The 23,121-nt window shown below is 48.1% G+C and carries 18 protein-coding genes; 13 read left to right on the top strand and 5 right to left on the bottom strand.

Features of this window, described 5'->3' with window-relative positions:
- Positions 1-154: 154 nt before the first annotated feature.
- Positions 155-2,404 carry a methyl-accepting chemotaxis protein gene (locus GCU48_RS03965; protein ID WP_152379141.1) on the top strand — a complete coding sequence of 750 codons (2,250 nt, stop codon included), beginning with the start codon at positions 155-157 and terminating at the stop codon, positions 2,402-2,404.
- Positions 2,405-2,532: 128 nt separating this feature from the next.
- Positions 2,533-4,341, top strand: coding sequence for a peptidoglycan D,D-transpeptidase FtsI family protein (locus GCU48_RS03960; RefSeq protein ID WP_208811948.1), 1,809 nt, complete (start codon positions 2,533-2,535; stop codon positions 4,339-4,341).
- On the opposite strand, the gene GCU48_RS03955 is transcribed toward GCU48_RS03960, so the two are convergent.
- Positions 4,296-5,450: an AI-2E family transporter gene (locus tag GCU48_RS03955; RefSeq protein WP_152379140.1), complete on the bottom strand. Its 1,155-nt coding sequence runs from the start codon at positions 5,448-5,450 to the stop codon at positions 4,296-4,298. The two genes, GCU48_RS03960 and GCU48_RS03955, sit on opposite strands and share 46 nt — an antisense overlap.
- A 174-nt stretch (positions 5,451-5,624) precedes the next feature.
- Here GCU48_RS03955 and GCU48_RS03950 point away from each other — a divergent pair, with 174 nt between their 5' ends.
- Positions 5,625-7,076 (top strand): polysaccharide deacetylase family protein, encoded by a 1,452-nt coding sequence (locus GCU48_RS03950; protein ID WP_152379139.1) that lies wholly within the window; start codon positions 5,625-5,627, stop codon positions 7,074-7,076.
- An 80-nt stretch (positions 7,077-7,156) separates the two neighbouring features.
- Here the strand turns inward: GCU48_RS03950 and ilvD are convergent, their stop codons facing one another.
- The 3 genes from ilvD to GCU48_RS03935 form a co-directional block, all read right to left on the bottom strand.
- The gene (gene ilvD, locus GCU48_RS03945; RefSeq protein WP_208811946.1) at positions 7,157-8,845 is read right to left on the bottom strand and encodes a dihydroxy-acid dehydratase; all 1,689 of its coding nucleotides are present in this window, start codon (positions 8,843-8,845) and stop codon (positions 7,157-7,159) included.
- 195 nt (positions 8,846-9,040) lie between these two features.
- On the bottom strand, positions 9,041-9,319 hold the full coding sequence (locus tag GCU48_RS03940; protein ID WP_152379138.1) for a KGG domain-containing protein: 279 nt from the start codon (positions 9,317-9,319) through the stop codon (positions 9,041-9,043).
- A 173-nt stretch (positions 9,320-9,492) separates the two neighbouring features.
- The gene (locus GCU48_RS03935) at positions 9,493-10,527 is read right to left on the bottom strand and encodes an acyltransferase family protein (RefSeq protein ID WP_152379137.1); all 1,035 of its coding nucleotides are present in this window, start codon (positions 10,525-10,527) and stop codon (positions 9,493-9,495) included.
- Positions 10,528-10,843: 316 nt separating this feature from the next.
- On the opposite strand from GCU48_RS03935, the gene GCU48_RS03930 reads away from it, so the two are divergent.
- The 4 genes from GCU48_RS03930 to mgrA all read left to right on the top strand — a co-directional run bounded on the left by GCU48_RS03930 (position 10,844) and on the right by mgrA (position 14,294).
- Positions 10,844-11,650 carry an alpha/beta fold hydrolase gene (locus GCU48_RS03930; protein WP_152379136.1) on the top strand — a complete coding sequence of 269 codons (807 nt, stop codon included), beginning with the start codon at positions 10,844-10,846 and terminating at the stop codon, positions 11,648-11,650.
- A 14-nt stretch (positions 11,651-11,664) separates the two neighbouring features.
- Complete coding sequence (locus GCU48_RS03925) at positions 11,665-12,444, top strand: HAD family hydrolase (protein ID WP_152379135.1); 780 nt, start codon at positions 11,665-11,667, stop codon at positions 12,442-12,444.
- Positions 12,432-13,175, top strand: coding sequence for an NAD-dependent protein deacylase (locus GCU48_RS03920; RefSeq protein ID WP_152379134.1), 744 nt, complete (start codon positions 12,432-12,434; stop codon positions 13,173-13,175). The genes GCU48_RS03925 and GCU48_RS03920 overlap by 13 nt, the downstream gene beginning before the upstream one ends.
- 99 nt (positions 13,176-13,274) lie before the next feature.
- Entirely contained in the window at positions 13,275-14,294 is a 1,020-nt protein-coding gene (gene mgrA / locus GCU48_RS03915) for an L-glyceraldehyde 3-phosphate reductase (RefSeq protein ID WP_152379133.1), read from the top strand.
- A 204-nt stretch (positions 14,295-14,498) separates the two neighbouring features.
- On the opposite strand, the gene GCU48_RS03910 is transcribed toward mgrA, so the two are convergent.
- Positions 14,499-15,365, bottom strand: coding sequence for an AraC family transcriptional regulator (locus GCU48_RS03910; protein ID WP_152379132.1), 867 nt, complete (start codon positions 15,363-15,365; stop codon positions 14,499-14,501).
- Positions 15,366-15,582: 217 nt separating this feature from the next.
- Between GCU48_RS03910 and GCU48_RS03905 the strand changes: the two genes are divergently transcribed.
- The 6 genes from GCU48_RS03905 (at position 15,583) to GCU48_RS03880 (ending at position 23,038) form a co-directional block, all read left to right on the top strand.
- Positions 15,583-16,761 (top strand): galactokinase, encoded by a 1,179-nt coding sequence (locus GCU48_RS03905; RefSeq protein ID WP_152379131.1) that lies wholly within the window; start codon positions 15,583-15,585, stop codon positions 16,759-16,761.
- Position 16,762: 1 nt separating this feature from the next.
- Positions 16,763-17,752, top strand: coding sequence for a UDP-glucose 4-epimerase GalE (gene galE / locus GCU48_RS03900; RefSeq protein WP_152379130.1), 990 nt, complete (start codon positions 16,763-16,765; stop codon positions 17,750-17,752).
- A 17-nt stretch (positions 17,753-17,769) separates the two neighbouring features.
- Positions 17,770-19,413, top strand: coding sequence for a UDP-glucose--hexose-1-phosphate uridylyltransferase (locus GCU48_RS03895; protein WP_152379129.1), 1,644 nt, complete (start codon positions 17,770-17,772; stop codon positions 19,411-19,413).
- 185 nt (positions 19,414-19,598) lie between these two features.
- On the top strand, positions 19,599-20,762 hold the full coding sequence (locus GCU48_RS03890; RefSeq protein ID WP_152379128.1) for an iron-containing alcohol dehydrogenase: 1,164 nt from the start codon (positions 19,599-19,601) through the stop codon (positions 20,760-20,762).
- A gap of 173 nt (positions 20,763-20,935) precedes the next feature.
- Positions 20,936-21,454 carry an NfeD family membrane protein gene (locus tag GCU48_RS03885; protein ID WP_152379127.1) on the top strand — a complete coding sequence of 173 codons (519 nt, stop codon included), beginning with the start codon at positions 20,936-20,938 and terminating at the stop codon, positions 21,452-21,454.
- Between the two features lie 48 nt (positions 21,455-21,502).
- Entirely contained in the window at positions 21,503-23,038 is a 1,536-nt protein-coding gene (locus GCU48_RS03880; RefSeq protein ID WP_152382103.1) for a flotillin lipid rafts scaffold protein FloT, read from the top strand.
- Positions 23,039-23,121 lie beyond the last annotated feature (83 nt).

Raw genomic sequence — 23,121 nt, 5'->3', positions numbered from 1 at the left:
ACTTTTCTAGGAAAAAAGTTTCACAAAATTTAGTCATTCCTCAAAGGAAAGCTACATTTCGTGTCGAATAGTTCCGATAGATGTTATATAGATAATAGATACATAACGGATGACGTGGAACAGGAAACTAATCATATGGTGGTAGGTGAGATGGATGGGTTTTCGGAAAAAAGAGGGGAATACAACAAAAAGGCTAGCAAAGAAAACAGATCTTATGAAAGGATCGAAGGACAGCAAGGCAACAACGGATAACAGTGCACAAACGGCAAGAGTTTCCTCGCAGGTTCTCCCCTGGGTTGCTAAAGCCACCCGTAAGAGTACATCTAATTTAAAGCGGTTACTTAAGCCAGAAATGTACAGTAAGGATTTCATGCATTTGGTCAAAAACTATAATCCGATCCGTTCCGTTGGAATGAAATTGTTCCTGATCTTTTTTGCGGCAATTATGTTATTTGTGGTCAGCTTGGGGATGCTCTCATACTATAAGGCTAAAAGTACAATTGAGCAAAATGCGGCCACAGCTTATCAGCAAACCGTTCAGCAAACTTCGGAAAAGCTGGATATTATTTTAGAACGTTTTCAAGACACCTCGACACAGGTATTTTTTGATACTGAACTAAGTGATCAGCTGCAAAAGGCAGCAAAGCAAGAAAAAAACTCTTTTGAATCTTTTGTCGCTATGGGTGAAGTAAACAAGAAACTTACAAATCTTGCTTTTACGAATAAAGCGATTGATTCATTGTACTTATACCCGGAAGAAACCAGTTTAGCGGCAATGGGCACAGGCACACAAAAGGATGTTCGGCAGGAAGCATGGTTTAAGGATATTTTGAAAAACAAGGGAATTATTTGGCTACCTACGCAGGTGAATGACAATGGAAGCAAGACCTTCCGTCTGGCACGCTCCATGAACAGTATGTCCGGGCTGGGAGGGACTTACGTTCTGGTTATGGATTTAAAGTCCAGTGTGGTGGAGGACGAGCTGAAAAGTGTTAATTTGGGCTCAGGCAGTATGATAAGCCTTGTGACAGACAAGGGTGAATTTGTAGGCTCTAACATGGACAGCTTGGCAGGAGGAAAGAAAAAGCTGGATTACGTTTCCAAACTAGAAGGAATCGAAGGAAATCAAATTATGGAGCAGGAAGCAAATGGGAAAGAACAAAATGTGCTTACCGTTCATAATACGCTGGGAACCTCCAAGTGGATTCTCGTGGGTGTAATATCTGTATCTGAACTGGTTAAAGACGCGAGGGGGATTTTAACAACAACCTGGATATTTGCTGCGGTGGCTGCACTCATTGCATTGTTCATTGGCCTGTGGATCGTACGCCTCGTGGCGCGCCCGTTGACCCATTTGAAAGATTTAATGATCGAAGGAGCCAAAGGTAATTTGCAGATCCGAACGAATTATAAGGCTCAGGATGAAATTGGCCAGTTGTCGGTCAGCTTTGACATGATGATGGAGCAAATCACATTGCTGGTAGAGCAGACGAATGCATCGGCTCAGGAGGTTCTGAATACAGCAACGGAATTGAGTGATGCCTCGAAGAAGACGGCAATTTCAGCCAAGGAAATTGCAGCCGCAACTGAGGAAATTGCACATGGCTCCACCAGTTTGGCAACAGAGGCTGAACGTGGCAGCGGATTAACCGGAAATATATCTCAGCAAATGGATATGGTGATGGCTTCTAATCATGAAATGAGCTTGGCCGCGCAGGAGGTTGAACAATCCAGTGAAAAAGGGACGGTTCAGCTGAAAAACCTGTTGAACAAGACGCAGGTTACAGAAGAAACTACGCATGCTCTGGTAGGCAAGGTAGATGAGTTGAAAAAGACAACTTCCGATGTCTTTCGGGTGCTGGATGTATTACAGGATATTGCTAAACAAACAAATATTCTGTCACTGAACGCGACGATTGAAGCGGCACGGGCAGGAACCGCCGGACTTGGCTTTATGGTGGTGGCGAATGAGGTTCGGCAGCTGGCCGAGCAATCACGTCAAGCCATTCATACGGCCTCAGGAATTATTAACAACATCGTCAATGAGATGAATGAAACGGTTCAGGCGTTATCAGAGGTGTATCCACTGTTCCGTGAGCAGATGGGAGCCGTACAGGTGACGACGGACATTTTCCAATCGGTACAGCAGCAAATGGGAGAGTTCGCGCTTCGACTGGGAACCGTCACCTCATCCATTCAGGAATTGAGTGAATCGCAGACAACTTTATCTGAGGCGATGACCAATGTAAGCGCTGTAGCCGAGCAATCCTCGGCCACTTCACAGGAAGTCGCTTCTCTCAGTAATGAGCAGGCAAATATCGGTAATCAACTGGTAGGCTTGTCTGATAAGCTGGAAGGTGTATCCGTGAAACTGAAGGAACAGCTTTCACGGTTTACAGTGTAAATGTAATAAAAAATGGTAGTTGCTAATTTTTTATAGTTAACGACAGAAAACCCATTCCCGTGTTTAAAAGCGGAATGGGTTTTCTTTTTTAGCTACAGGACATACTACTGGAAAAAGATGAAAGAAGGATGCGTGTGCCGAGGCGTGGCAACAGCTTCATGCGAAAACGTCGAATTGCATATATGGCCTTGGGGATCATGGCACTGCTGCTCATTTTACTACTCCGACTGGCTTGGATTCAGGGAACGGCGGGAATACATATGTCTGCTTACGGGGGACATTCGCTGAAGGAAATGTCTGTACGTCAGCGTCAGGAGGGAATTGCTATCGACTCTGGGCGTGGACAGTTTACAGATCGAAATGGGCTATCATTGACAGGGGATGTAGTCTGGGTGCCTGTGCTTTTTCCCGATGTTGACGGCAAAGCGGCTCTCCATGGCGAAGAGCTCGCCAGGCTGCTGCAGACGAATAAGAAGCAACTGCTGACACGATGGAAAGGTCTGCAATCACCGCTAATATGGCGCGATGGGCGCGGAGAGCCCGTACAAATCAGGCCGAATGAAGCAGGTAAGCTGCTGAAGCTAGCTCCTTCACTCATCGAGCTTGTACCTTATGCGAAGCGCTATGCGGATCTGCCTAATGGCAGGCAATGGCTTGGCTTTCTGTATGAGCGTGCCGACCGAGCGCGTGAACTGCCGATCGGGGCAGCCGGGCTGGAAAGAACGCTGGAGCCGCTGCTGAGCGGCGTCGGTGAAACGTTCGTCTCCCGGTCGGTGGATGCGCAGCGTCGTCCGCTGGCTCATGTACCGCTGAGGGTCAGTGCTCCATCCAATGATCACTATCCGCTACAGGTGCAGACCACCATTGATCTTTCCTTACAGGAGCAGCTTGAAAAGCTGACGGAAGCCAATCATCTGGCAGAAGGTGCGGTGGTTGTACTTGATGCGGGCAATGCGGATGTGCTGGCGATGGTGTCTCGTCCTTTTTATAATCCCGTTCGTGTCAATCCGCAGCAGACGACAGACTGGTCGAATCATGCGCTCAAGGCGGTAACCCCCGGTTCCATTTTTAAACTGGTTACGGCTGCGGCCGCACTTGAATCAGGTGTTGTCCAACCGAAGGAGCAGTTTCATTGCCATGGAACCTATGGCAAGTACGGTTTGACTTGCTGGAAAAAAGAAGGACACGGCACCCTGAACCTTGAGGGGGGGCTTGCCGTATCCTGTAATATCGTGTTCGCTCATCTTGGCGAACGGCTTAAACCTGAGCAGATTCAGGCGGCGGCCTCTGCGCTGGGGTTGAGTCGAACAGTGGGCTGGCAGGAGCGAAATCTTGCAGGACTACCGCAATTCAGACCGCTGGACCACGAGGAAAAGGGAGCCGTATTCGGCTCCTATACCCATGCCGCAGATCCGGGCGTACGTGTACAGACGGCTATTGGTCAGCGCGACGTGCTGGTCACGCCTCTCCAAGCCGCCAATCTCATCGTCACCTTGCTGCACGATGGACAGGTCCATGCTCCACGCCTTGTGAATCGAATCAGCTACGCAGATGGAGGCACCATGCTGGAGCTGCCTGCTCACGCTTCACCTGCTCCCCAGGGAAGCCACCCCGTTCATGCCTCCACGGCTCGCGCGCTCCGCGAGGCAATGGAAGAAGTCGTGGCCCGCGGCACAGGTGCATCCTTGCGTGATAAAATATGGCATTTGGCTGGAAAATCGGGTACAGCTCAAGCCTTAAAGAACGGTCGCCCTGTAAATCACCAATGGTTTATCGGTTACGGTCCGGTAGAGCGACCTCGTTATGCCGTTGCCGTTCTGGTACAAAATGCTTCAAAGCATTCTGCCAATCAGGCTACTGTCCTATTCGGGCAGGTGATGGATCTGCTAGCTCAATTCTCCTCAGCTTCACGAGCAGTTCCACGGTCTTCCTCCTGAATTTTAACAATAAACGGAGGCTCATCGAATTCTTCTGTCGGAAACCGAATCCATTGTTGCAGATAGCCTTGCTGCCACAATTCCTTGAGCAAAATAATCAGGATCGGAGACAAAATTAAACCGGCCAATCCGAAGATGGATAACGATATAATAGCAAAGGAAAGCATCAGATAGGCAGATGAGACACCGATGGAATTTCCAGTGATTTTAGGCTCCGCCAGTTGGCGTACGATTACCGCGACAGCCATGACAATAAGCAGCCCACTAGCCAATCCAGTATTACCCGTGATGAACAGATACGCTGCCCATGGAATAAAAATAGCAGGCACACCCAGCAAGGGCAGAATATCAAACAAAGCCGCCACAAGCGCCAAGGATAGGGCATTATCCACTTGTAAAATGAGTAAACCTATAAATACAAGAATAAAGGTAACCCCTACCAGCAGGGCTTGAGCCTTCAGAAAGGCGGAGATCGCTTTAAGCACGTGGTTTTTTAGAAAAAGGTAAGCCGTTTTAAGTGTTTTGGGAGTTTTGCTACGGGCAATTCCTTTCCAAAGATTAATTTCCATGCTTAAAAAAAATGCTAAAATAATGGCAACGGCAAAATTGCCCATAAAAACAGTGAAGGAACTGAGAAATTGTATGAAAAAGGATAACCCGAGCTGTGCCCATTTGGTCGCAATCGTAGTCGCAGTTGCAAAATATTCATTCACACGTTCCGTAACACCCGGAGGTAAAGCAGCAATTTTATCTTGAGAAAGATGAAGATATCGCGTGAATTCCGTTTGGATAACCTGGGTATAATGTGGGAGGTTTTGCGCGACTTTCGTAAATTGCGTAACCAGTATCAAACCCAATCCGAAAAAAATAGCGAGTAAAACAATGATGAATAGCAATACGGAAAGCGCGGAGGCGAAAGGCTTCTTCATCCCTTTGCGATGGAAATAACGGGCTGCAGGTTCAATGCACCAGAACACGACGAACGATAGAAATACCGGTGCCGCCAACTGATACAGCTTGCTGGAAACGAACATAATTAAATACACGGTTAATACAATCAGACCGATATCAAAGACGGTACGCCAATATTTTTTGTACAATGGAAGCATATGTATACAACGACTCCTTTGAGATTTTTACTTATTGTACACTAAATTGGACTTCATTGCTGATCAGGCAATTGCAAAATGTCCGCATGCTTACAAGTATGATAATATATAAGTAAGTGAGTTTTCCTCAGAGAGCCAGCTTGGGAGTTCAGAATAGAAAAGTGGGGATAAAAGGTGCAGATTTTGCTGTTATGGATGTTTTACATTTCAACTTTTTATGCTTTTATTCCGGCGCTAGTCAGTCGTATTTTTGGGTTCAGAGTGTTTCGGCGTGGCAAAAGCGAGCAAGAATTTGCGCTTACCTTTGATGATGGTCCTGATCCGGTATATACCCCGCAGTTGCTAGATTTGTTGAAGCGTTTTGATGCTAAGGCCACTTTTTTTGTCGTCGGCATAAATGCGGAAAAGCATCCCGAGCTTCTAAAACGCATGCATGATGAAGGTCATTTGATCGGTATTCATAATTACGTTCACAAATCGAATTGGCTTATGCGGCCAGTTACTGTCAGAAGGCAGATTGCTCAAACAGAGGCAATCATTCGCCGGGTAACGGGAAAGGGAACGGCCTTCTACCGTCCGCCATGGGGAATTGTGAATTTCTTTGATATTTCCAAGATGAATGGTCGTCGAATTGTATTATGGTCCTCCATGTTCGGGGATTGGAAGGCGAGGCTTGGAGCGAAGCAGTTAGCGGAGCGAATGCTCAAAAAGCTGAGGGGTGGCGAGGTGATGCTACTCCATGACTGTGGTACCACATTGGGGGCAGATGAAGAAGCCCCGCAGAATATGCTAATTGCATTGGAGAAGCTGCTGATGGTCGCTCAAGAAAGACAATTACGCAGCGTACGGGTGGATACATTGTTTTGTCAGCCTGTCCATGTTTCAGCTACTGGTGAGATAACCGGTACGGGCTGGTTCAAAAGTGTGCTGGTATTCGGATGGCTTCTCTATGAGCGGATATTCCACACTTTATTCCGGCTTCGTCCCGTAAGCAAGGAGGATACGATTTTTTATTATCGTCGCCGTACCTATCATGGACCGAATGTAAACATGGAGAACGGTAGGTGGTTAAAAAAGGGAGACCCGATAGTAGAGCTTCATTTTGATAATAAAATGTTGTTTCATTTAGGCTCGTCGGCAAAGTCCATAGTACATTTGGCTATTCAATTAATCCGAATGGTGAAGCAACAGCTTCCTGATCTTGCCCATCAGCTTGGACATGATTCTGGAATGAAGGGTGTAAAGGCCCTCTATGCAGTAAGTATGATTAACCGTGGACCGGAGAAGCTGGGATTCCAAATTCAAGAGCTACCCAAAGGACTGTTCAAGAAAGCGTCCACCTTATATTTAAAGCTGTTATTTAGTATCATCCATCCTTCGGGTCCAGAGAAATTGAGCGAAAAAAAAGAGGTGATGGTACCGAAACTGATCGTAATGCCAATTGATACTTTGTTTGACCGTTTCCACCAAGGGGGCTCATATCAGACAGATCCAACTCCTGATTCAACCAATCAACCGGACGTTGCACATATGCTTCATAGTGAAGTCCATGAAGAGGTTAGCTCCATTCAGACAACAGTTAGAGCTTCACAGCTAGCGGACACAGGATCAAAGCAGTTAACCTAATACAAAAAAGCCTCCTCCCCCTTGTTATCAAGGGAGGAGGAGGCTTTTTAACTGTTCATAAAACATATCTTAGCCAAACATTAGATTTTCATAATTCCGCCGTTACTTGCGTTCGTTACCAGCTTGGAATAACGTGCCAGGTAGCCAGTCTTCACCTTCGGCTCGAAGCCTTTCCAGTTGGCGCGGCGACGTTCAAATTCTTCGTCTGTAATTTGAAGCTCAATCTTACGATTGTTCAGATCCAGCTCAATAATATCGCCGTCCTCAACAAAAGCGATAGGGCCGCCCTCTGCGGCTTCAGGGGAAATGTGGCCGATGGAAATACCACGGGATGCACCTGAGAAGCGTCCGTCTGTAATCAGACCAACCTTGGCACCGAGCCCCATACCCACGATTTGCGAAGTTGGAGCAAGCATTTCAGGCATACCCGGTCCGCCCTTAGGACCTTCATAACGGATAACAACAACATGTCCTTCCTTGATTTTGCCGTTGGCGATGCCAGCCAGTGCATCTTCCTGTGAATCAAAGCAGATGGCAGGACCTTTGTGATAACCACCAACAGAAGGATCAACAGCACCGACCTTAATAATGGAGCCTTGTGGTGCCAGATTGCCGAATAATACAGCCAGACCGCCGCGTTCGGAATAAGGGTTGTCCAGCTTGTGGATGACATTCGTGTCCAAAATTTCCTGACCCTCTACGTTTTCACGAATGGTTTTTCCGGTTACTGTAATACAGTCACCATGCAATGCGCCTGGTTTCTTCAACAGTTCATTCAGCACCGCGCTTACGCCGCCTGCATTATGAACATCCTCAATGTGATAGTCGGAAGCAGGTGCCAATTTGGACAAATGAGGTACGCGGTTTGCGACTTCATTAATGCGTTCAATAGGATAATCCACTTCAGCTTCATGAGCCAATGCCAACGTATGCAATACCGTATTGGTGGAACCGCCCATTGCCATATCCAATGCGAATGCATTATCAATGGCCTCTTTAGTCACGATATCACGCGGTTTCAGATCCAGCTTGATCAATTCCATCAATTGACGTGCAGACTGTTTAACGAATTCTTTACGTTCTTCTGCTACCGCGAGGATGGTACCGTTACCTGGCATGGCCAGACCCATCGCTTCAGCGAGACAGTTCATGGAATTCGCTGTGAACATTCCTGAACACGAGCCACATGTCGGACAGCCGTATTGTTCCAATTCAAGCAAGCTTTGGTCATCAATTTTACCCGCCTGGAATGCACCAACGCCCTCGAAGACGGAGGTCAGGGAAATAGAGCGGCCGTTCTTGTCTTTACCAGCTTTCATAGGACCGCCGCTGACGAAAATAGTCGGGATATTGACGCGCAATGCACCCATCATCATACCGGGGGTAATTTTATCGCAGTTAGGAATGCAGACCATGCCGTCAAACCAGTGGGCGGAAACGACCGTTTCCAGAGAATCGGCGATAATTTCACGGCTTGGCAGAGAATAACGCATACCAATATGTCCCATGGCAATACCGTCATCTACACCGATGGTGTTAAATTCGAAAGGTACACCGCCTGCCTCACGAATAGCCTGCTTGACAATTTTACCAAATTCCTGCAAATGGACGTGACCCGGTACAATGTCAATATACGAGTTGCATACCGCAATAAACGGCTTGTCAAAATCTTCTTCCTTAACGCCCGCTGCGCGCAGCAAGCTGCGGTGAGGAGCGCGGTCAAAGCCTTTTTTAATCATATCGGAACGCATTTTCGTCTTAGCTGTCATGATGCTGGTTTCCCCCCAAAGTTTAAAATGATATGGCGTTCAATAGACGCCGTTAATAGCGCAGATGTTTTCTAAAGAGTCTATCATAGATGTGAGCTTTTTTCTACATATATAAGATTTCGAAAAATGATAAAAAATGACGGCAAAAAAGCCCACACCGCAATAAAGCGGGTGGACTCAAGCTCATTTCTATGATTAAGGGAGGGTACAATGGGACACTACAACTAAGTTTTTGCCGCCTTTGCGACCAATGTCTCTGTAGAAATTCTTGTCATGCGACTCAGCTGTAGCATCGCCGCCCTTTTTGCCGATTTCTTGATAAAATTCTTTGTCATGAGAGTTTGCGGTTGCTTCCCCGCCTTTTCTACCAATCTCCTGATAAAAATCCTTGTCGTGCTTCTTGGAAGTCGCCTCTCCACCCATGTGACCTGCTTCTTCACGGCTCATTTTCCCTTGATTTTGATTACGTGCCATTACAAATCACTCCTTATAAAAAGTTGTTTTTTGTTGCGCGCATCCTTTACTTACCACATTGAGCCTCTATGAAACAGGCTTTATGCGGAGCAAAAAAGGTCATGAGTCCATTGCCTTTTCGTCTATAAGCGAGTTTTCGCGTGTTTATGCCTGACATGAAGGGAGCTAAAAAATTATGCAGATCGTCTAAAAGGATAAAGGGCCGGTTTAAGCATCCAATCTACTTGTGGCTCAACAAGAGGCCTCGTTGCAGTCCGAACCCAGGGCATGGTTAACAAACAGCACAGACCTGCTGCACACACTACGATTAAAATAATCTCTACCGGTGTATCTATATATTCGTAGACTCCCTTCGCAACAACGGTACGGACAATCAGGCCATGGAGCAAGAAGACGTATAATGTCCGTCGACCCATCTCGGTGATACGTCCTGTGATTGCTGGAACTAAGCCTAGAAACGCCATAGAGGCTATGAATTGAACGCCATACATGCCGATGCGGTAAATCCCTGCGTACCATTCGGTGTGTCCCAGCTCACCATAAGTCATGCTGCCATACAGCCAGCCTGCCGGGATGCCGAAATACGACGTCCCTGCCATCAGCATGAGCAAAACGGATACAGCACCCGTGATGATTCGAACTGGAACTGTAAAGAAGCGCCGAACGTCTGCATAGTTCAAATGATATCCTGCTATAAAGTAAGGTAAATAAACAAAGGTTCTGCATACGCTCAGCCATATACCTTCTACAGGGAGATATCCGACAAGGATACCCAGTAGTACGGATATGCCCAATTGCAAGACAGGCGGCACTCCCTGCAAAGCGAGCATCAACAGTCTCCAACAGATATGGCTGGCGAGGAACCAGAGCAGCAGGTAAGGTGCGAAAAAAGAATGATGGATACGCGGAACGTGAAAGAGTGCAGCATCCAATACAGAATAGAGCGATTGGAAAATAAGATATTGCATACCAATCTGTAGAAGAACTTTACGGCCTGCCGGCCCGGCTAGGGAGGACTTGGCAAAATAGCCTGTAACAAGCACAAACAACGGCATATGGAACATAAATATCCAGCTGAACCATTGCTGTGCGATATGAAATGAACTGGCCAGCGGCTCCAATGCATTCCCTGCAAATACACATATGATCAACATAAATCGCAAATTGAGAAAGAAGCTTTCACCCTGTACATCATGGATTGTCGTCATGTGTTTCCCTCCGAACGGCATCCAGCCGTGTAAACTATTTAAAAAATAATTCTTTACAAGGAACAAGGTACGATACTCTGGACCTCACCATTGTGATTTAATTCACAATAGTAAGCGCTATCATGTCCTTGTTGTGTGGCGAAAGCTTGAACAGCGGATAATGATAGGCTAATACTTGGAAATGTTTGCTGATTTGACCCTGTATGTACAACGATGTTACCCTAACAAGGCTATAGTTACGCTGTTGAATACAGCTGCACTTTTTATATTCAAATGACGAAACATGAGGCAGGCAAGGTGAAAGGAACATTTAAAAATGAGAAGAAGAACAAGAAGCTCATACAGTTCATATGGGACACGCGGTCCTCGGAAAATATGGAAAATCCTCCTGGGCATCCTGATTGTCATTGTGCTGATCGCAGGTTGGGGAGCATGGAAGGTGTTTACCCCTTATCAGCCTGATGAGACGGCAGTAGCTGCATTAGCAGAAGCAGCTGATGCTGTGAAGGTAAATGAACAAGAGCACTGGATAGGATTTGAGCCCGCCAAAAGAAGCGGCGCCGGAGTCATTTTGTACCCGGGAGCGCTGGTGAAGCCCGAAAGCTACGCACCTTTGGCACGGCGTCTGGCGGAAAAGGGCCACCATGTGATCATTGCAAAAATGCCGTTGAATTTGCCACTGGCTTCCCCCGATTTGGCGGGTGAGGTGCTTAAAGCTTATCCGAAAGAAGCATTTGTCATTGGAGGCCATTCGTTGGGTGGTGTGATGGCAGCCCGCTATGCTGCCGCACATGCCGACCAGATCAAGGGTGTATTTTTCCTCGCTTCCTACCCGGATAACAAAGGGAATTTAAAGGATAAGAATTTGCCCGTTATTTCTCTACTGGGAAGTGATGACGGAGTGATCAATATGGAACAGGTTCAGAATGGCAGAGCCTATTTACCAGCCAATACATTGTATTTTACAGTGGAGGGGGGCAATCATGCCCAGTTCGGAAGCTACGGAGCTCAAAAAGGGGATAATGCGGCAACCATTAGTGCCGTGGAGCAATGGAATCAGACGGTATCGGCTTTACAGGACTGGATGAAAGAGAGTGTGGATGGAGCTCCTAAAAACCAGTAAAGGAGGCATACTGCATGTCTGAGCTGATCGTGCAGGGAAAACGGTATCCGTGCCGTGGCATTTTATTGGATAAGGATGGTACGTTGCTGGATTTTATTCAGTTGTGGGGCCCTTGGGCTCGTTCTATACTGGATATGATGGAACAGCACCTTGCCTTGGCAGGTACCAGTTTTACAGTGGAAAAAGGTAGGGTTCTAGGGACCCTTCATGACCAGGAGGGGCGCGTGATCGGCTATGATCCTTCCGGTCCGCTGGCCATGGGAACGGTGGATGAAAGTACGGGCGTGCTCGCCTGGCAGCTGTATACTGCCGGCGTGCCATGGAATGAAGCCGTGCGGCTTGTCCGCGATTTTAATAAAATAGCGATGGCTGATATTCGAAGACACCGGGCAGCGAAAGTGTTTCCGGGGTTGCGAACGTTGCTGGAGCAAAGCCGCCGCGCCGGAATGAAGCTGGCGGTTGTGACCTCTGACAGTACAGAGGCTGCACAGGAGCATTTGGAGTGGATGGGGCTGACATCCTGTTTTGACGAGGTCCTTGGGCACGATAGGGTTACATACGGCAAGCCTGACCCGGAAATGGCTGAAAAAGCCTGTGCTTTACTGGGACTGTCACCATCGGATGTGGTTGTCATCGGAGACAGCAACGGAGATATGCAGATGGGCAAGCGTGCCGGGGTGCGGTTGGCCATTGGATTTGCGCCGGAGCCGGAACGTTCGGGTCATTTGCTCGACGCGGACATAGTGATCCGCGCGTATGAAGATGTGGAGGTGCGTGAAACATGGACAAAGTAAAGATGCTGGCTGGATGGATACAGGACGCGCAAAATATTGTTTTCTTTGGCGGAGCAGGGACATCGACGGAAAGCGGTATTCCGGATTTTCGTTCAGCGGCTGGCTTATATCAGAGTGAGGAAAAGCTGCCTTATTCTCCGGAGGTTATGCTTAGCCGTTCTTTTTTTGTAAAGCATCCTGAAGTGTTCTTCGACTTCTATCGCAGCAAAATGCTGCATCCCGATGCGGAGCCGAACGGCTGTCATCGTTTCCTTGCGTCATTGGAACACCATGGCCGACTTAAAGCGGTTGTAACACAAAATATTGATGGATTGCATCAGGCCGCGGGCAGTGTAAATGTACTGGAACTTCACGGCTCGGTGCATCGCAATCATTGCATGAAATGCGGGCGCTTTTACAGTCTGAATGAAGTAATGAGCAGCTCTGAGATTGTCCCCAAATGTCCGGTAGACGGGGGAATTATTAAACCGGATGTTGTTTTATATGAGGAGGAGCTGAATCAGGATACCCTCATTCGGTCCGTTCAGGCCATTTCGCAGGCCGATCTGCTATTAATTGGGGGAACGTCGTTGACCGTGCATCCTGCGGCAGGTCTGATTACTTATTTCCGCGGTAAGCATACGGTTCTCCTTAATACCGATCCCACCTCGTATGATCACAAGGCGGATATCCTTATCACTGAGCCGATTGGAAAGGTTATGGGACAACTCGCTGAACAACTAGGGTTGTAATCGTTTTCTTGTCAACGGTCGGATAAAAGCGCTATAGTATGGTTGTACCGGACATGACCGTACTGGATATAAGAATGTTTCGAGAGAGGCAGGGATAGCATGGTTTATTTGGCTGACGATCATCGTTATGAAAGCATGAAATATAATCGCACAGGGAGATCAGGTCTTAAGCTACCGGCCATTTCGTTGGGCTTGTGGCATAATTTTGGCAGGATTAACAACGCGGAGAATGGTCACAGTATGATTACCCGATCCTTTGATTTGGGAATTACGCATTTTGACCTGGCCAATAACTACGGCCCTCCTGCGGGATCAGCAGAGGAATTTTTCGGACAAGTGTTAGCTAGTGATCTGAAGCCCTATCGTGATGAGATGGTCATTTCGACCAAAGCAGGCTACTATATGTGGCCGGGACCTTATGGGGATTGGGGCTCGCGCAAGTATCTGATTTCCAGTCTGGATCAGAGCCTGAAGCGGATGGGACTGGACTATGTCGACATCTTTTACTCTCACCGCTTTGATCCTGATACACCGTTGGAAGAAACGATGCAGGCGCTGGATCATATCGTACGTTCCGGTAAAGCACTGTATGTGGGTGTGTCTAATTACAGCGCGGAGCAAACGGCAGAAGCCGCCCGTATTTTGAAGGAGCTGGGGACACCGCTTTTGATTCATCAGCCGAAATATTCTCTGCTCGACCGCTGGATTGAAAACGGATTACAGGACGTACTGGACGAAAACGGGATAGGCAGCATTGCCTTTTGCCCACTGGCTCAGGGATTGCTAACCAATAAATATTTGAACGGAATTCCTGAGGATTCACGTGCGGCGAGTACGTCTGTCTTCTTGAATGAGAACCATGTGACGCCTGAAACACTTCGCAAGGTACGTGCGCTCAACCAAATAGCAGCTGCGCGCGGACAAAGTTTGGCTCAGTTCTCGTTGGCCTGGGCTCTGCGTGGTGAACGTCTGACCTCTGTCCTGATTGGGGCCAGCCGTGCCAGCCAAATTGAAGAAAATGTCGCCGCCTTGTCCAATCTGGATTTTTCTCAGGAGGAACTGGATCGGGTTGACTCCATTCTGCATGCCGGAAACACTCAGGATGGCGGCACAGCCTAAGGGCAAAAGGTATTCTGGAGTCAACGACCTAATTTCACATTCTCTTATACGATATATACTTAACAGCCCGCATCCGCTTGAAGGATGCGGGCTGTTTGTTACGGCAGGGAGTTAGGGAAACCACTGCTTGTCCTGTCTTCTCTGTAAAAGAAGCTCAATCGACCGTCAGAAAGCAGCGGGTCAATGCAGCCTGCAAAGCCTACTTTACGACTGTGGAAATTGCTTAACCTTGTTTCGATACTCGGTGGGTGACTGACCACAGAAGCGCTTGAATTGACGTGAAAAATATAAAGCATCGGTTAATCCAACCGAGGCGGCTACCTGTTCCACGGACAGCTCGGGACGCTCACGCAGCAGCTGACGTGATTTGTCGATTCGCAGCTTGAGCAGATAAGTCACGGGGGAGACGCCCGTCTCCTTCTTGAATATCCGTGACAAGTACGCACGGTTATACCCAAGGCCTTCAGACATTTGCTCAATGGAAACGGGATGTGCATACTGGGTGGACATGTACTGAACCATCTGCTTGACTGTGCGACGAATTTGCGAATCCGCTCCCGACGGGTCAGACCAGTCACTCAGATGATTGCCTGCTTCTCCCATGATCAGATACAAATAGCCAAGTGCTGAAAGATGAGAGCTTGATTTTCTGCTGTAGAAGGCCAATTGCATTTGCTCCAGATAACCGGGAATGGGATTGTGATCGGAGGCGTGAAAGACAGGCTGATGAACACGCAATCCTGCTTCCTGCACCACCTGCTCGGTAAGGTAGCCGGTAAAGGCAGACCAACGATAACGCCACGGTTCTTCTTCGTCTGAGGTGTAGCTCACAAGCTGACCGGGATGAATAAGAAAAAAATCGTTTTTTTCAAGCTGGTATGTGTGCTTTTCCGTTCGGAAAATACCTTTTCCCGATTCTACGAAATGGAGCAGATAGTAATCGTAGAGCTTCGGCCCTACGGCATGACCGGATTTGGTTTGACTCTCCCCGGCAAAGAGCACATGCAGCGGGCTGTTTTCGTAAAGCACCGGATTAGAGGCGACAGAGTAACTATATGAATGCGCTTGCAAAATAGGGTCATCCTTCCTGCATTTGTGAATAGTTTAGCGAATGCGGTATACTTACATTGTACATGTCCAAGTCACATTTATCCATAGTTTCAACACATGGATGCATTACATTGTGTGGCGCTTTCATTTATACTGAATTCATAATAGATGTCAACCTGATTAAGATTGCACAGGGAAGTCAGGGTACCTTACTAACGTGAATGAGGTGGATGCGGATATGAACTCTGCTGAATTAAAGAAACGTTTTATTGAAAAATATGGTGAAAGCAGTCATGAACCGCGGATATTTCACGCACCCGGGCGGGTCAATCTGATTGGAGAGCATATTGATTATAACGGTGGCTACGTACTTCCGGCTGCGCTGGAATTCGGAACAACCCTGATCCTTCGTGCCCGTAATGATGATGAAATTCATTTTGCTTCGACAAACCTTTCGTATGAAATATCTATTCCACGCGGAGAGATAGGCAAAAGTAAAACCGATGAGTGGGTGGATTATCCGGTCGGTGTACTGGTGGAGCTGGCTGAAAAGGAAGTTTATCCGTCTAGTGGATACGACCTGCTCTATCATGGAGAAATACCGAACGGTGCCGGATTATCCTCCTCTGCCTCCATTGAGGTGGTAACGGGATACGCGTTCCTCACGCTCGAAAAACAGGAGACAAATACGGTCGAAATCGCTTTGTTGTCGCAGCGGGCAGAAAACAATTACGTTGGTGTCAACTGCGGTATTATGGACCAGTTCGCTGTCGCGAATGGAGCGGCTGATCATGCCATTCTGCTGATGTGCGATACGCTGGAGTACCGTAAGGTGCCATTTCGTACCGGTGCCTATAAGCTCGTGATCGGCAACACGAACAAGCGCCGCGGGCTGGTGGATTCAGCTTATAATGAGCGCCGCAGTCAATGTGCTGAAGCGCTGTCCGTTTTGCAGCAGCAGGAGCCAACGTTGGAATACCTCGCTCAGCTGGATGAAGCCTGCTTTGGTGAGCTACAGCATCACATAGCGGATGAAACAGTGCGCCGCCGGGCACAGCATGTGGTAGAGGAAAACGCTCGTGTGCTGGCCTCTGTCGATGCGCTTGCGGGCAATGATCTCGCAGCTTTTGGGCAGCTCATGAACGCTTCACATGATTCATTGCGCGATTTGTATGAGGTCAGCTGTACGGAGCTGGATGTCATGGTCGAGGAAGCACGACGAATTTCCGGTACGCTGGGTGCGCGTATGACGGGAGCTGGCTTTGGAGGCTGTACAGTTTCATTGGTTCATGAAGATGATGTGGAACGTTTTGTGAAGGAAGTTGGCGAAGCTTATCAGACCCGGACAGGGCTGGAAGCCAGCTTTTATGTATGTAAGGCGGGAGACGGAGTTAAAGAACTGAAGGAGGACGAATAACATGGCGATTTTAGTCACAGGCGGAGCGGGATATATTGGTTCACATACGGTAGCAGAGCTGTTGGATCGAGGGGAAGAAGTAGTTGTGCTGGACAATTTGCAGACCGGACACAAGGCAGCACTGCTTGGGGGCAAGTTGTATGAAGGAGATTTGAGAGATAAAGAGCTGCTGTCCAGACTTTTTTCCGAAAATAGCATCGACGCGGTTATCCATTTTGCAGCCAACTCGCTGGTTGGGGAAAGTATGCAAAATCCTGGTAAATATTATGACAACAACGTGTTTGGCACGTTGAGCCTGCTGGAGGCTATGAAGGATGCCGGCGTGCGCCGAATCGTGTTTTCTTCCACGGCGGCAACCTATGGCGAACCGGAAAAGGTGCCGATTGAAGAGGGTGACCGTACAGAGCCAACGAACGTGTATGGTGAAACGAAGCTCATGATGGAGCGCATGATGTCATGGTTTGATAAAGTATTGGGCATTAAATATGTGTCCTTGCGGTATTTTAATGCGGCTGGCGCACATGAGAGCGGCAAGATCGGTGAAGACCATCGCCCGGAAAGCCATCTAATCCCATTGGTACTGCAAACAGCCCTGAAACAGCGTTCACACATTGCTGTGTTTGGTGAGGATTATGCGACACCGGACGGAACGTGTGTCCGTGATTATATTCATGTTAGCGATCTGGCAGATGCTCATGCCCGCGCAGTCAACTACTTGCGCGAAGGCAATGAGAGTAATGTGTTCAATCTGGGCAATGGACAGGGCTTCTCAGTGAAGGAAGTTATTGAGACGGCACGCAAGGTCACTGGACTTGACATTCCGGTGGTTACGGAACCGCGCCGTACAGGTGATCCTGCGGTATTGGTTGCGTCTTCTGACAAGGCTCGTTCCGTGCTTGGCTGGAGTCCGACACGAACTAGGCTGGAGGACATTATTAGCGGAGCATGGAGCTGGCATCAGTCGCATCCTCAGGGCTACGGCGACGAATAGACAGGAGACGATGACATATGAGTGAAAGTCAATTCGCAGCTAAGAGCCAAAATGAGGAGCATAACCGGCACCTGGCTCATGACATCAATGAAACGGCACAGCAAGCCGCTTTATATGCGGTGGAGCAATTGGTTGCATTTGCACAAAATCGGGGCTTGATCAGTGCACAAGATGTAGATTACAGCCGCAATTTGCTGCTGGAGCAATTCGGATTCTCGGAGCCTTATTCAGGCGGGGAGGCTGGGGGTATTCCTGCCCCCGAAGTTCTCCAGCCTGTGCTCAATGTATTGATTGACTATGGCGTTGCCACTGGGCTTATCTCTGAAAACACAGATACGTATCGTGATTTGCTGGACTCCAAAATCATGGGCTTGCTGATGGCAAGACCTTCTGAGGTCGTTCGTGACTTTCATCAAACGGAGGCTGAACATGGCATAGGGGCGGCGACAGATGCTTTTTATCAGCTATGTATCGACTCGAATTACATTCGAATGGATCGAGTTTCCAACAATGTGTACTGGAATCAGCCTACAGCTTACGAGGATATGGAAATTACGATTAACCTGTCCAAGCCGGAAAAAAGTCCAAAGGAAATTGCGATGGCGAAGCTGCTTCCACCGCCTGTGTATCCCAAATGTCAGTTATGCCGTGAAAACGTCGGATATGCAGGAAGGGTAAATCATCCGTCACGCCAAAATTTGCGCATCATTCCGTTGGAATTAAATGGGGAGCCGTGGTTTTTCCAATATTCTCCTTATGCGTATTACAACGAGCATTGCATCGTGTTCCATCATGATCATGTGCCGATGAAGCTGACGAAGGATACGCTGCGGCGGTTACTGGCCTTTACGAAAGCGTTTCCACACTATTTTATCGGCTCCAATGCGGATCTGCCGATTGTCGGCGGATCAATCTTGACCCATGATCATTTTCAAGGCGGGCGTCATACCTTCCCGATTGAAAAAGCAGATGTGGACGGTGTGTTCCATAATAAAGCCTTTCCGCAGGTTACGGCAGGCATCGTGAACTGGCCTATGTCGGTCATCCGCTTTACGTCAACGGATGCCGAGGCGTTGTTGGAGGCAGGAAACGCTGCTTTTGAAGCCTGGAAATCCTACAATGATCCTGCAGTCGACATCCTCTCTCATACAGAGCAGGAGGGGGAAACGATTCCACATAACACAGTAACGCCGATCGTGCGCCGGGATTCCGAAGGAAGATTCCAGATGGATCTGGTGCTGCGCAACAACCGAACAAGTGATGAATACCCGGAAGGTATTTTTCATCCTCATCGCGAGATGCATCACATCAAAAAGGAAAATATCGGTCTGATCGAAGTTATGGGGCTTGCCATATTACCGGGGCGGCTTAAAGAAGAGCTGGATGGAATTGCAGATATTTTGTGTGGAAACGATGAGCTGGCTGCTGCCATGCAGGAGGAAGGACATCCACTGTTTAAACATGCAGACTGGATCTATCAGTTGAACACCCGGTTTGGTCGCTTGTCTGACAAGGAGACGGTTGTCCGCACCGTGCAAAATGAAGTTGGGCTGAAATTCAGCGAAATTCTGGAGCATGCAGGAGTATACAAACGGAATCCGTCCGGTCAGCAGGCCTTTGGTCGTTTTATGCAACAATTGGGATATACCCTCGGAGAATAAAATCAATTGCACGACGCATAATACTTTATGAGAACCCTCCCAAGATATGTCATGGAACCATGCTCCTTTTCAGGAGTGTGGTTTTTTTCTTCATATAAAGCAGATTTGTTTCCTGTAACTGAAAAGGTTATAATAGAATAGTTTCTTAACCTTAAACTTTAAAATATTGGAGGCGAGCGTTTGCGATGAAAGCATTTGAATTTTATAATCCAACACAATTGATCTTCGGTAAGGGACAATTGGAAGCTCTCAAGCGTGAAGTTCCTAAATATGGTAAACGTGTATTGCTTGTATATGGCGGCGGGAGCATTAAGCGCAGCGGTCTGTATGATAATGTAATAAGTTTGCTCGGTGAAATCGGTACAGAGGTAACAGAACTGGCTGGTGTAGAACCAAATCCTCGCTTGTCTACCGTACATAAAGGCGTGGAATTGTGTAAAACACATCAAATCGACCTCGTATTGGCTGTGGGTGGCGGTAGTGTGCTGGATTGCTCCAAGGCCATCGCTGTTGGCGCGAAATACGATGGCGATATGTGGGATTTTGCGGAGCGTAAAGCGGCTCCAAAGGCGGCATTGCCATTAGGTACAGTTCTGACGATGGCAGCAACCGGTTCCGAAATGAACGCAGGTTCTGTCATTACGAACGAAAAAACACAAGAAAAATTGGGATGGGGCAGCGTATATGCGTTCCCTGCGTTTTCCATTCTCGATCCGGTGAACACGTATTCTCTGCCGCGTGATCAAACCGTTTACGGAATTGTGGATATGATGTCACATACACTGGAGCATTATTTCCATTTGGAATCCAATACTCCGGTTCAACTGGGCTGGTGTGAAACGATTTTGCGTACGGTTATGGATGCCGCTCCGGGTCTGGTTAACGATCTGGAAAACTACGAGTTGCGTGAAACGATTATGTATTGTGGAACAATGGCGCTGAACGGCTTTCTGAACATGGGACTGACAGGTGACTGGGCTACTCATAATATTGAGCATGCTGTGTCTGCTGTGTATGATATTCCACATGGCGGAGGACTGGCTATTCTGTTCCCGAACTGGATGAAACACAATCTGCATGTGAAGCCTGAACGCTTCAAGCAACTGGCTGTGAATGTATTCCATGTGAACCCGGAAGGCAAGAGTGATGAAGAAGTAGCGTTGGAAGGCATTCAGGCGCTGCGTGATTTCTGGAACTCGATTGGTGCGCCAAGCCGTCTGGCAGATTACGATATTGATGCTTCCAAAATTGATGTTATGGCCGATAAAGCTGTGAAATTTGGAGCTTTCGGCGGCTTTAACAAGCTCAATCGCGAAGATGTAGTGGAAATTTACAACGCTTCTCTGTAAATCAGTTTCGGATTACTATAAGCACGTTTGTACGTCATTTGACGTAGGAACGTGCTTTTTTGAGTTTCATATAAGGCATTGGAGGAAAATTTTGAAACTTTTCAAGGTTGAATACGTAAACATAGTTATAGACTGGAAACCTGGCTGAAAAGGCATATGGAAGGAGGAGCCGCATGGAAACCCTATTCTGGTGGTTATTGGCAGGGGGCGCTATCTTTACGGTAGCCAGCGTGCTGATCGGAGATGTGCTCGGTAGTTGGCTGGATGGGGCGTTGGAGCTGCCGGGCCTTGATTGGTTCAGACCTGTCGTTTTACTTGGAGCCATGACTGCCTTTGGCGGGGCAGGTGTGCTATTGACGAAATATACAGGGCTAGGCACGGGCTGGGTCGTTGTGCTTGCTTTTTGTGTTGCATTTATCATTGGAATACTTGTGTTTTTTGCGTTTATCAAGCCAATGGCGAACTCAGAGGTATCCAGCGGCTTCTCTATGCGTGAGCTGACTGGCAGGATCGGTGAGGTCACCATTCCGGTGCCGGAGGTTGGTTACGGGGAGGTTATGATCCGCTTGGGTGCAGGCAACACCCTACATACAGCATCCAGCTTTGATCACAAACCGCTGGCTGCGGGGACCCGTATCGTCGTGGTTGAGGTCGCAGAGGGCGTCGTTCGCGTAGCATACCTGGACACATAGACGGCGCATTCGCTTAACTTGAAGGGAGCGTGAACGGGAGTGTCAAATTTGCAGGATATTGTGCTGGTCCCTGGGATTGTTGTTATCGTTATTGTCATATTAGGGATTGCTTTTTGGGCCCGCTACAAAACGGTTGGACCGGATGAAGGGATGATCGTAACGGGTTCTTTTCTGGGAAATAAAAATATTTCCGAGGATGAATCCGGTCGCAAAATTAAAATTGTACGCGGTGGAGGGGCCTTTATTTGGCCTATTTTCCAGCAATCCGAATTTATTTCTCTCTTGTCCCACAAACTTGACGTAACAACACCGGAAGTATATACGGAGCAAGGGGTTCCAGTGATTGCTGACGGTGTAGCCATTATTAAGGTCGGCAGTTCCATTGAGGATATAGCGACAGCAGCCGAACAATTTATTGGGAAGCCCTTGGAGGCTCTCAAGGGAGAGGCTCAGGAAGTACTGGAAGGGCATTTGCGTGCCATTCTCGGCTCGATGACGGTGGAGGAAGTGTACCGAAATCGGGATCGGTTCGCCCAGGAAGTACAGGGCGTAGCTGCTCGCGATCTAAAAAAGATGGGTCTGCAAATTGTATCATTCACCATCAAGGATGTGCGTGACAAACATGGATATCTGGATGCGCTCGGTAAGCCGAGAATTGCCGCCGTGAAACGGGATGCGGAGATTGCGGAAGCAGAGGCTGTGCGGGATGCGCGGATTCAGAAGGCTCGTGCAGAACAGGAAGGCCAGAAGGCCGAGCTGCTGCGCGATACCAATATTGCCGAGGCAGCCAAGGAGAAGGAACTGAAAGTGGCTGCGTTTAAGAAAGAGCAGGATACAGCCAAGGCCGACGCCGATCAGGCTTATCATATTCAGGAGGCTCGTGCCAAGCAGACGGCTGTTGAGGAGCAGATGAAGGTTGAACTGGTCCGCAAGGAGCGGGAGATTGATCTTCAAACCAAGGAAATTCAGGTTCGTGAAAAGCAATACGATGCGGAAGTGAAAAAGAAAGCGGAAGCCGATCGGTATGCCGTAGAGCAAGCAGCGGAAGCGGACAAATCGCGAAAAATGCGCGAGGCGGAGTCGCTGCAATACTCGATTGAGACACAGGCTAAAGCATCCGCTGAGCAAAAACGTCTGAACGGGCAGGCCGAAGCGGACGCAGAACGTGCGAAGGGTACGGCGGATGCAGACGTCATCCGTTTGCGTGGATTGGCAGAAGCGGAGGCTAAGGAAAAGCTGGCGGAGGCGTTCCAGAAGTTTGGAGAGGCAGCCGTACTCGATATTATCGTGAAGATGCTGCCTGATTTGGCTGGACGTATTGCCGAACCGATTGCGTCCATTGATAAACTGACGGTTGTTGATACAGGCAAAGGGGAAGGAGCTGCACGTGTCAGCAATTATGTCACAGAATTGATGGCTACAGCTCCCGAGATGCTGAAGAGTATATCCGGTATTGATGTGGAGCAGTTAATTAAAGGGCTGACCACTGGGAGAAATGGCCTTCATTCCGCACCATCCTCCGATGAACCGGATAAGCTGCACATTCATGCCCCGGTTGAGGTAGCTTATTCAGATAAAGAATAAAATATAAGTCTTTATGGGAGCAGATGATCCTGAACAGAAAGACCGCTTTTCATCACAGTTTTTCCCTGCAAGTGTGATGAAAA

It is taken from the genome of Paenibacillus brasilensis, from assembly GCF_009363115.1.
In the GTDB taxonomy this organism is placed as follows: Bacteria; Bacillota; Bacilli; order Paenibacillales; family Paenibacillaceae; genus Paenibacillus; species Paenibacillus brasilensis.
This window is presented reverse-complemented; position numbering and strand designations above follow the sequence as displayed.

Excerpts from the sequence above, each read along its gene's own strand:
- GCU48_RS03895 (WP_152379129.1), top strand. The coding sequence starts at position 17,770 with ATGAGTGAAAGTCAATTCGCAGCTAAGAGCCAAAATGAGGAGCATAAC.
- GCU48_RS03885 (WP_152379127.1), top strand. The coding sequence starts at position 20,936 with ATGGAAACCCTATTCTGGTGGTTATTGGCAGGGGGCGCTATCTTTACG.
- GCU48_RS03960 (WP_208811948.1), top strand. The coding sequence starts at position 2,533 with ATGCGTGTGCCGAGGCGTGGCAACAGCTTCATGCGAAAACGTCGAATT.
- GCU48_RS03930 (WP_152379136.1), top strand. The coding sequence starts at position 10,844 with ATGAGAAGAAGAACAAGAAGCTCATACAGTTCATATGGGACACGCGGT.
- mgrA (WP_152379133.1), top strand. The coding sequence starts at position 13,275 with ATGGTTTATTTGGCTGACGATCATCGTTATGAAAGCATGAAATATAAT.
- GCU48_RS03920 (WP_152379134.1), top strand. The coding sequence starts at position 12,432 with ATGGACAAAGTAAAGATGCTGGCTGGATGGATACAGGACGCGCAAAAT.
- ilvD (WP_208811946.1), bottom strand. The coding sequence starts at position 8,845 with ATGACAGCTAAGACGAAAATGCGTTCCGATATGATTAAAAAAGGCTTT.
- GCU48_RS03905 (WP_152379131.1), top strand. The coding sequence starts at position 15,583 with ATGAACTCTGCTGAATTAAAGAAACGTTTTATTGAAAAATATGGTGAA.
- GCU48_RS03925 (WP_152379135.1), top strand. The coding sequence starts at position 11,665 with ATGTCTGAGCTGATCGTGCAGGGAAAACGGTATCCGTGCCGTGGCATT.
- GCU48_RS03940 (WP_152379138.1), bottom strand. The coding sequence starts at position 9,319 with ATGGCACGTAATCAAAATCAAGGGAAAATGAGCCGTGAAGAAGCAGGT.
- galE (WP_152379130.1), top strand. The coding sequence starts at position 16,763 with ATGGCGATTTTAGTCACAGGCGGAGCGGGATATATTGGTTCACATACG.
- GCU48_RS03890 (WP_152379128.1), top strand. The coding sequence starts at position 19,599 with ATGAAAGCATTTGAATTTTATAATCCAACACAATTGATCTTCGGTAAG.
- GCU48_RS03955 (WP_152379140.1), bottom strand. The coding sequence starts at position 5,450 with ATGCTTCCATTGTACAAAAAATATTGGCGTACCGTCTTTGATATCGGT.
- GCU48_RS03935 (WP_152379137.1), bottom strand. The coding sequence starts at position 10,527 with ATGACGACAATCCATGATGTACAGGGTGAAAGCTTCTTTCTCAATTTG.
- GCU48_RS03965 (WP_152379141.1), top strand. The coding sequence starts at position 155 with ATGGGTTTTCGGAAAAAAGAGGGGAATACAACAAAAAGGCTAGCAAAG.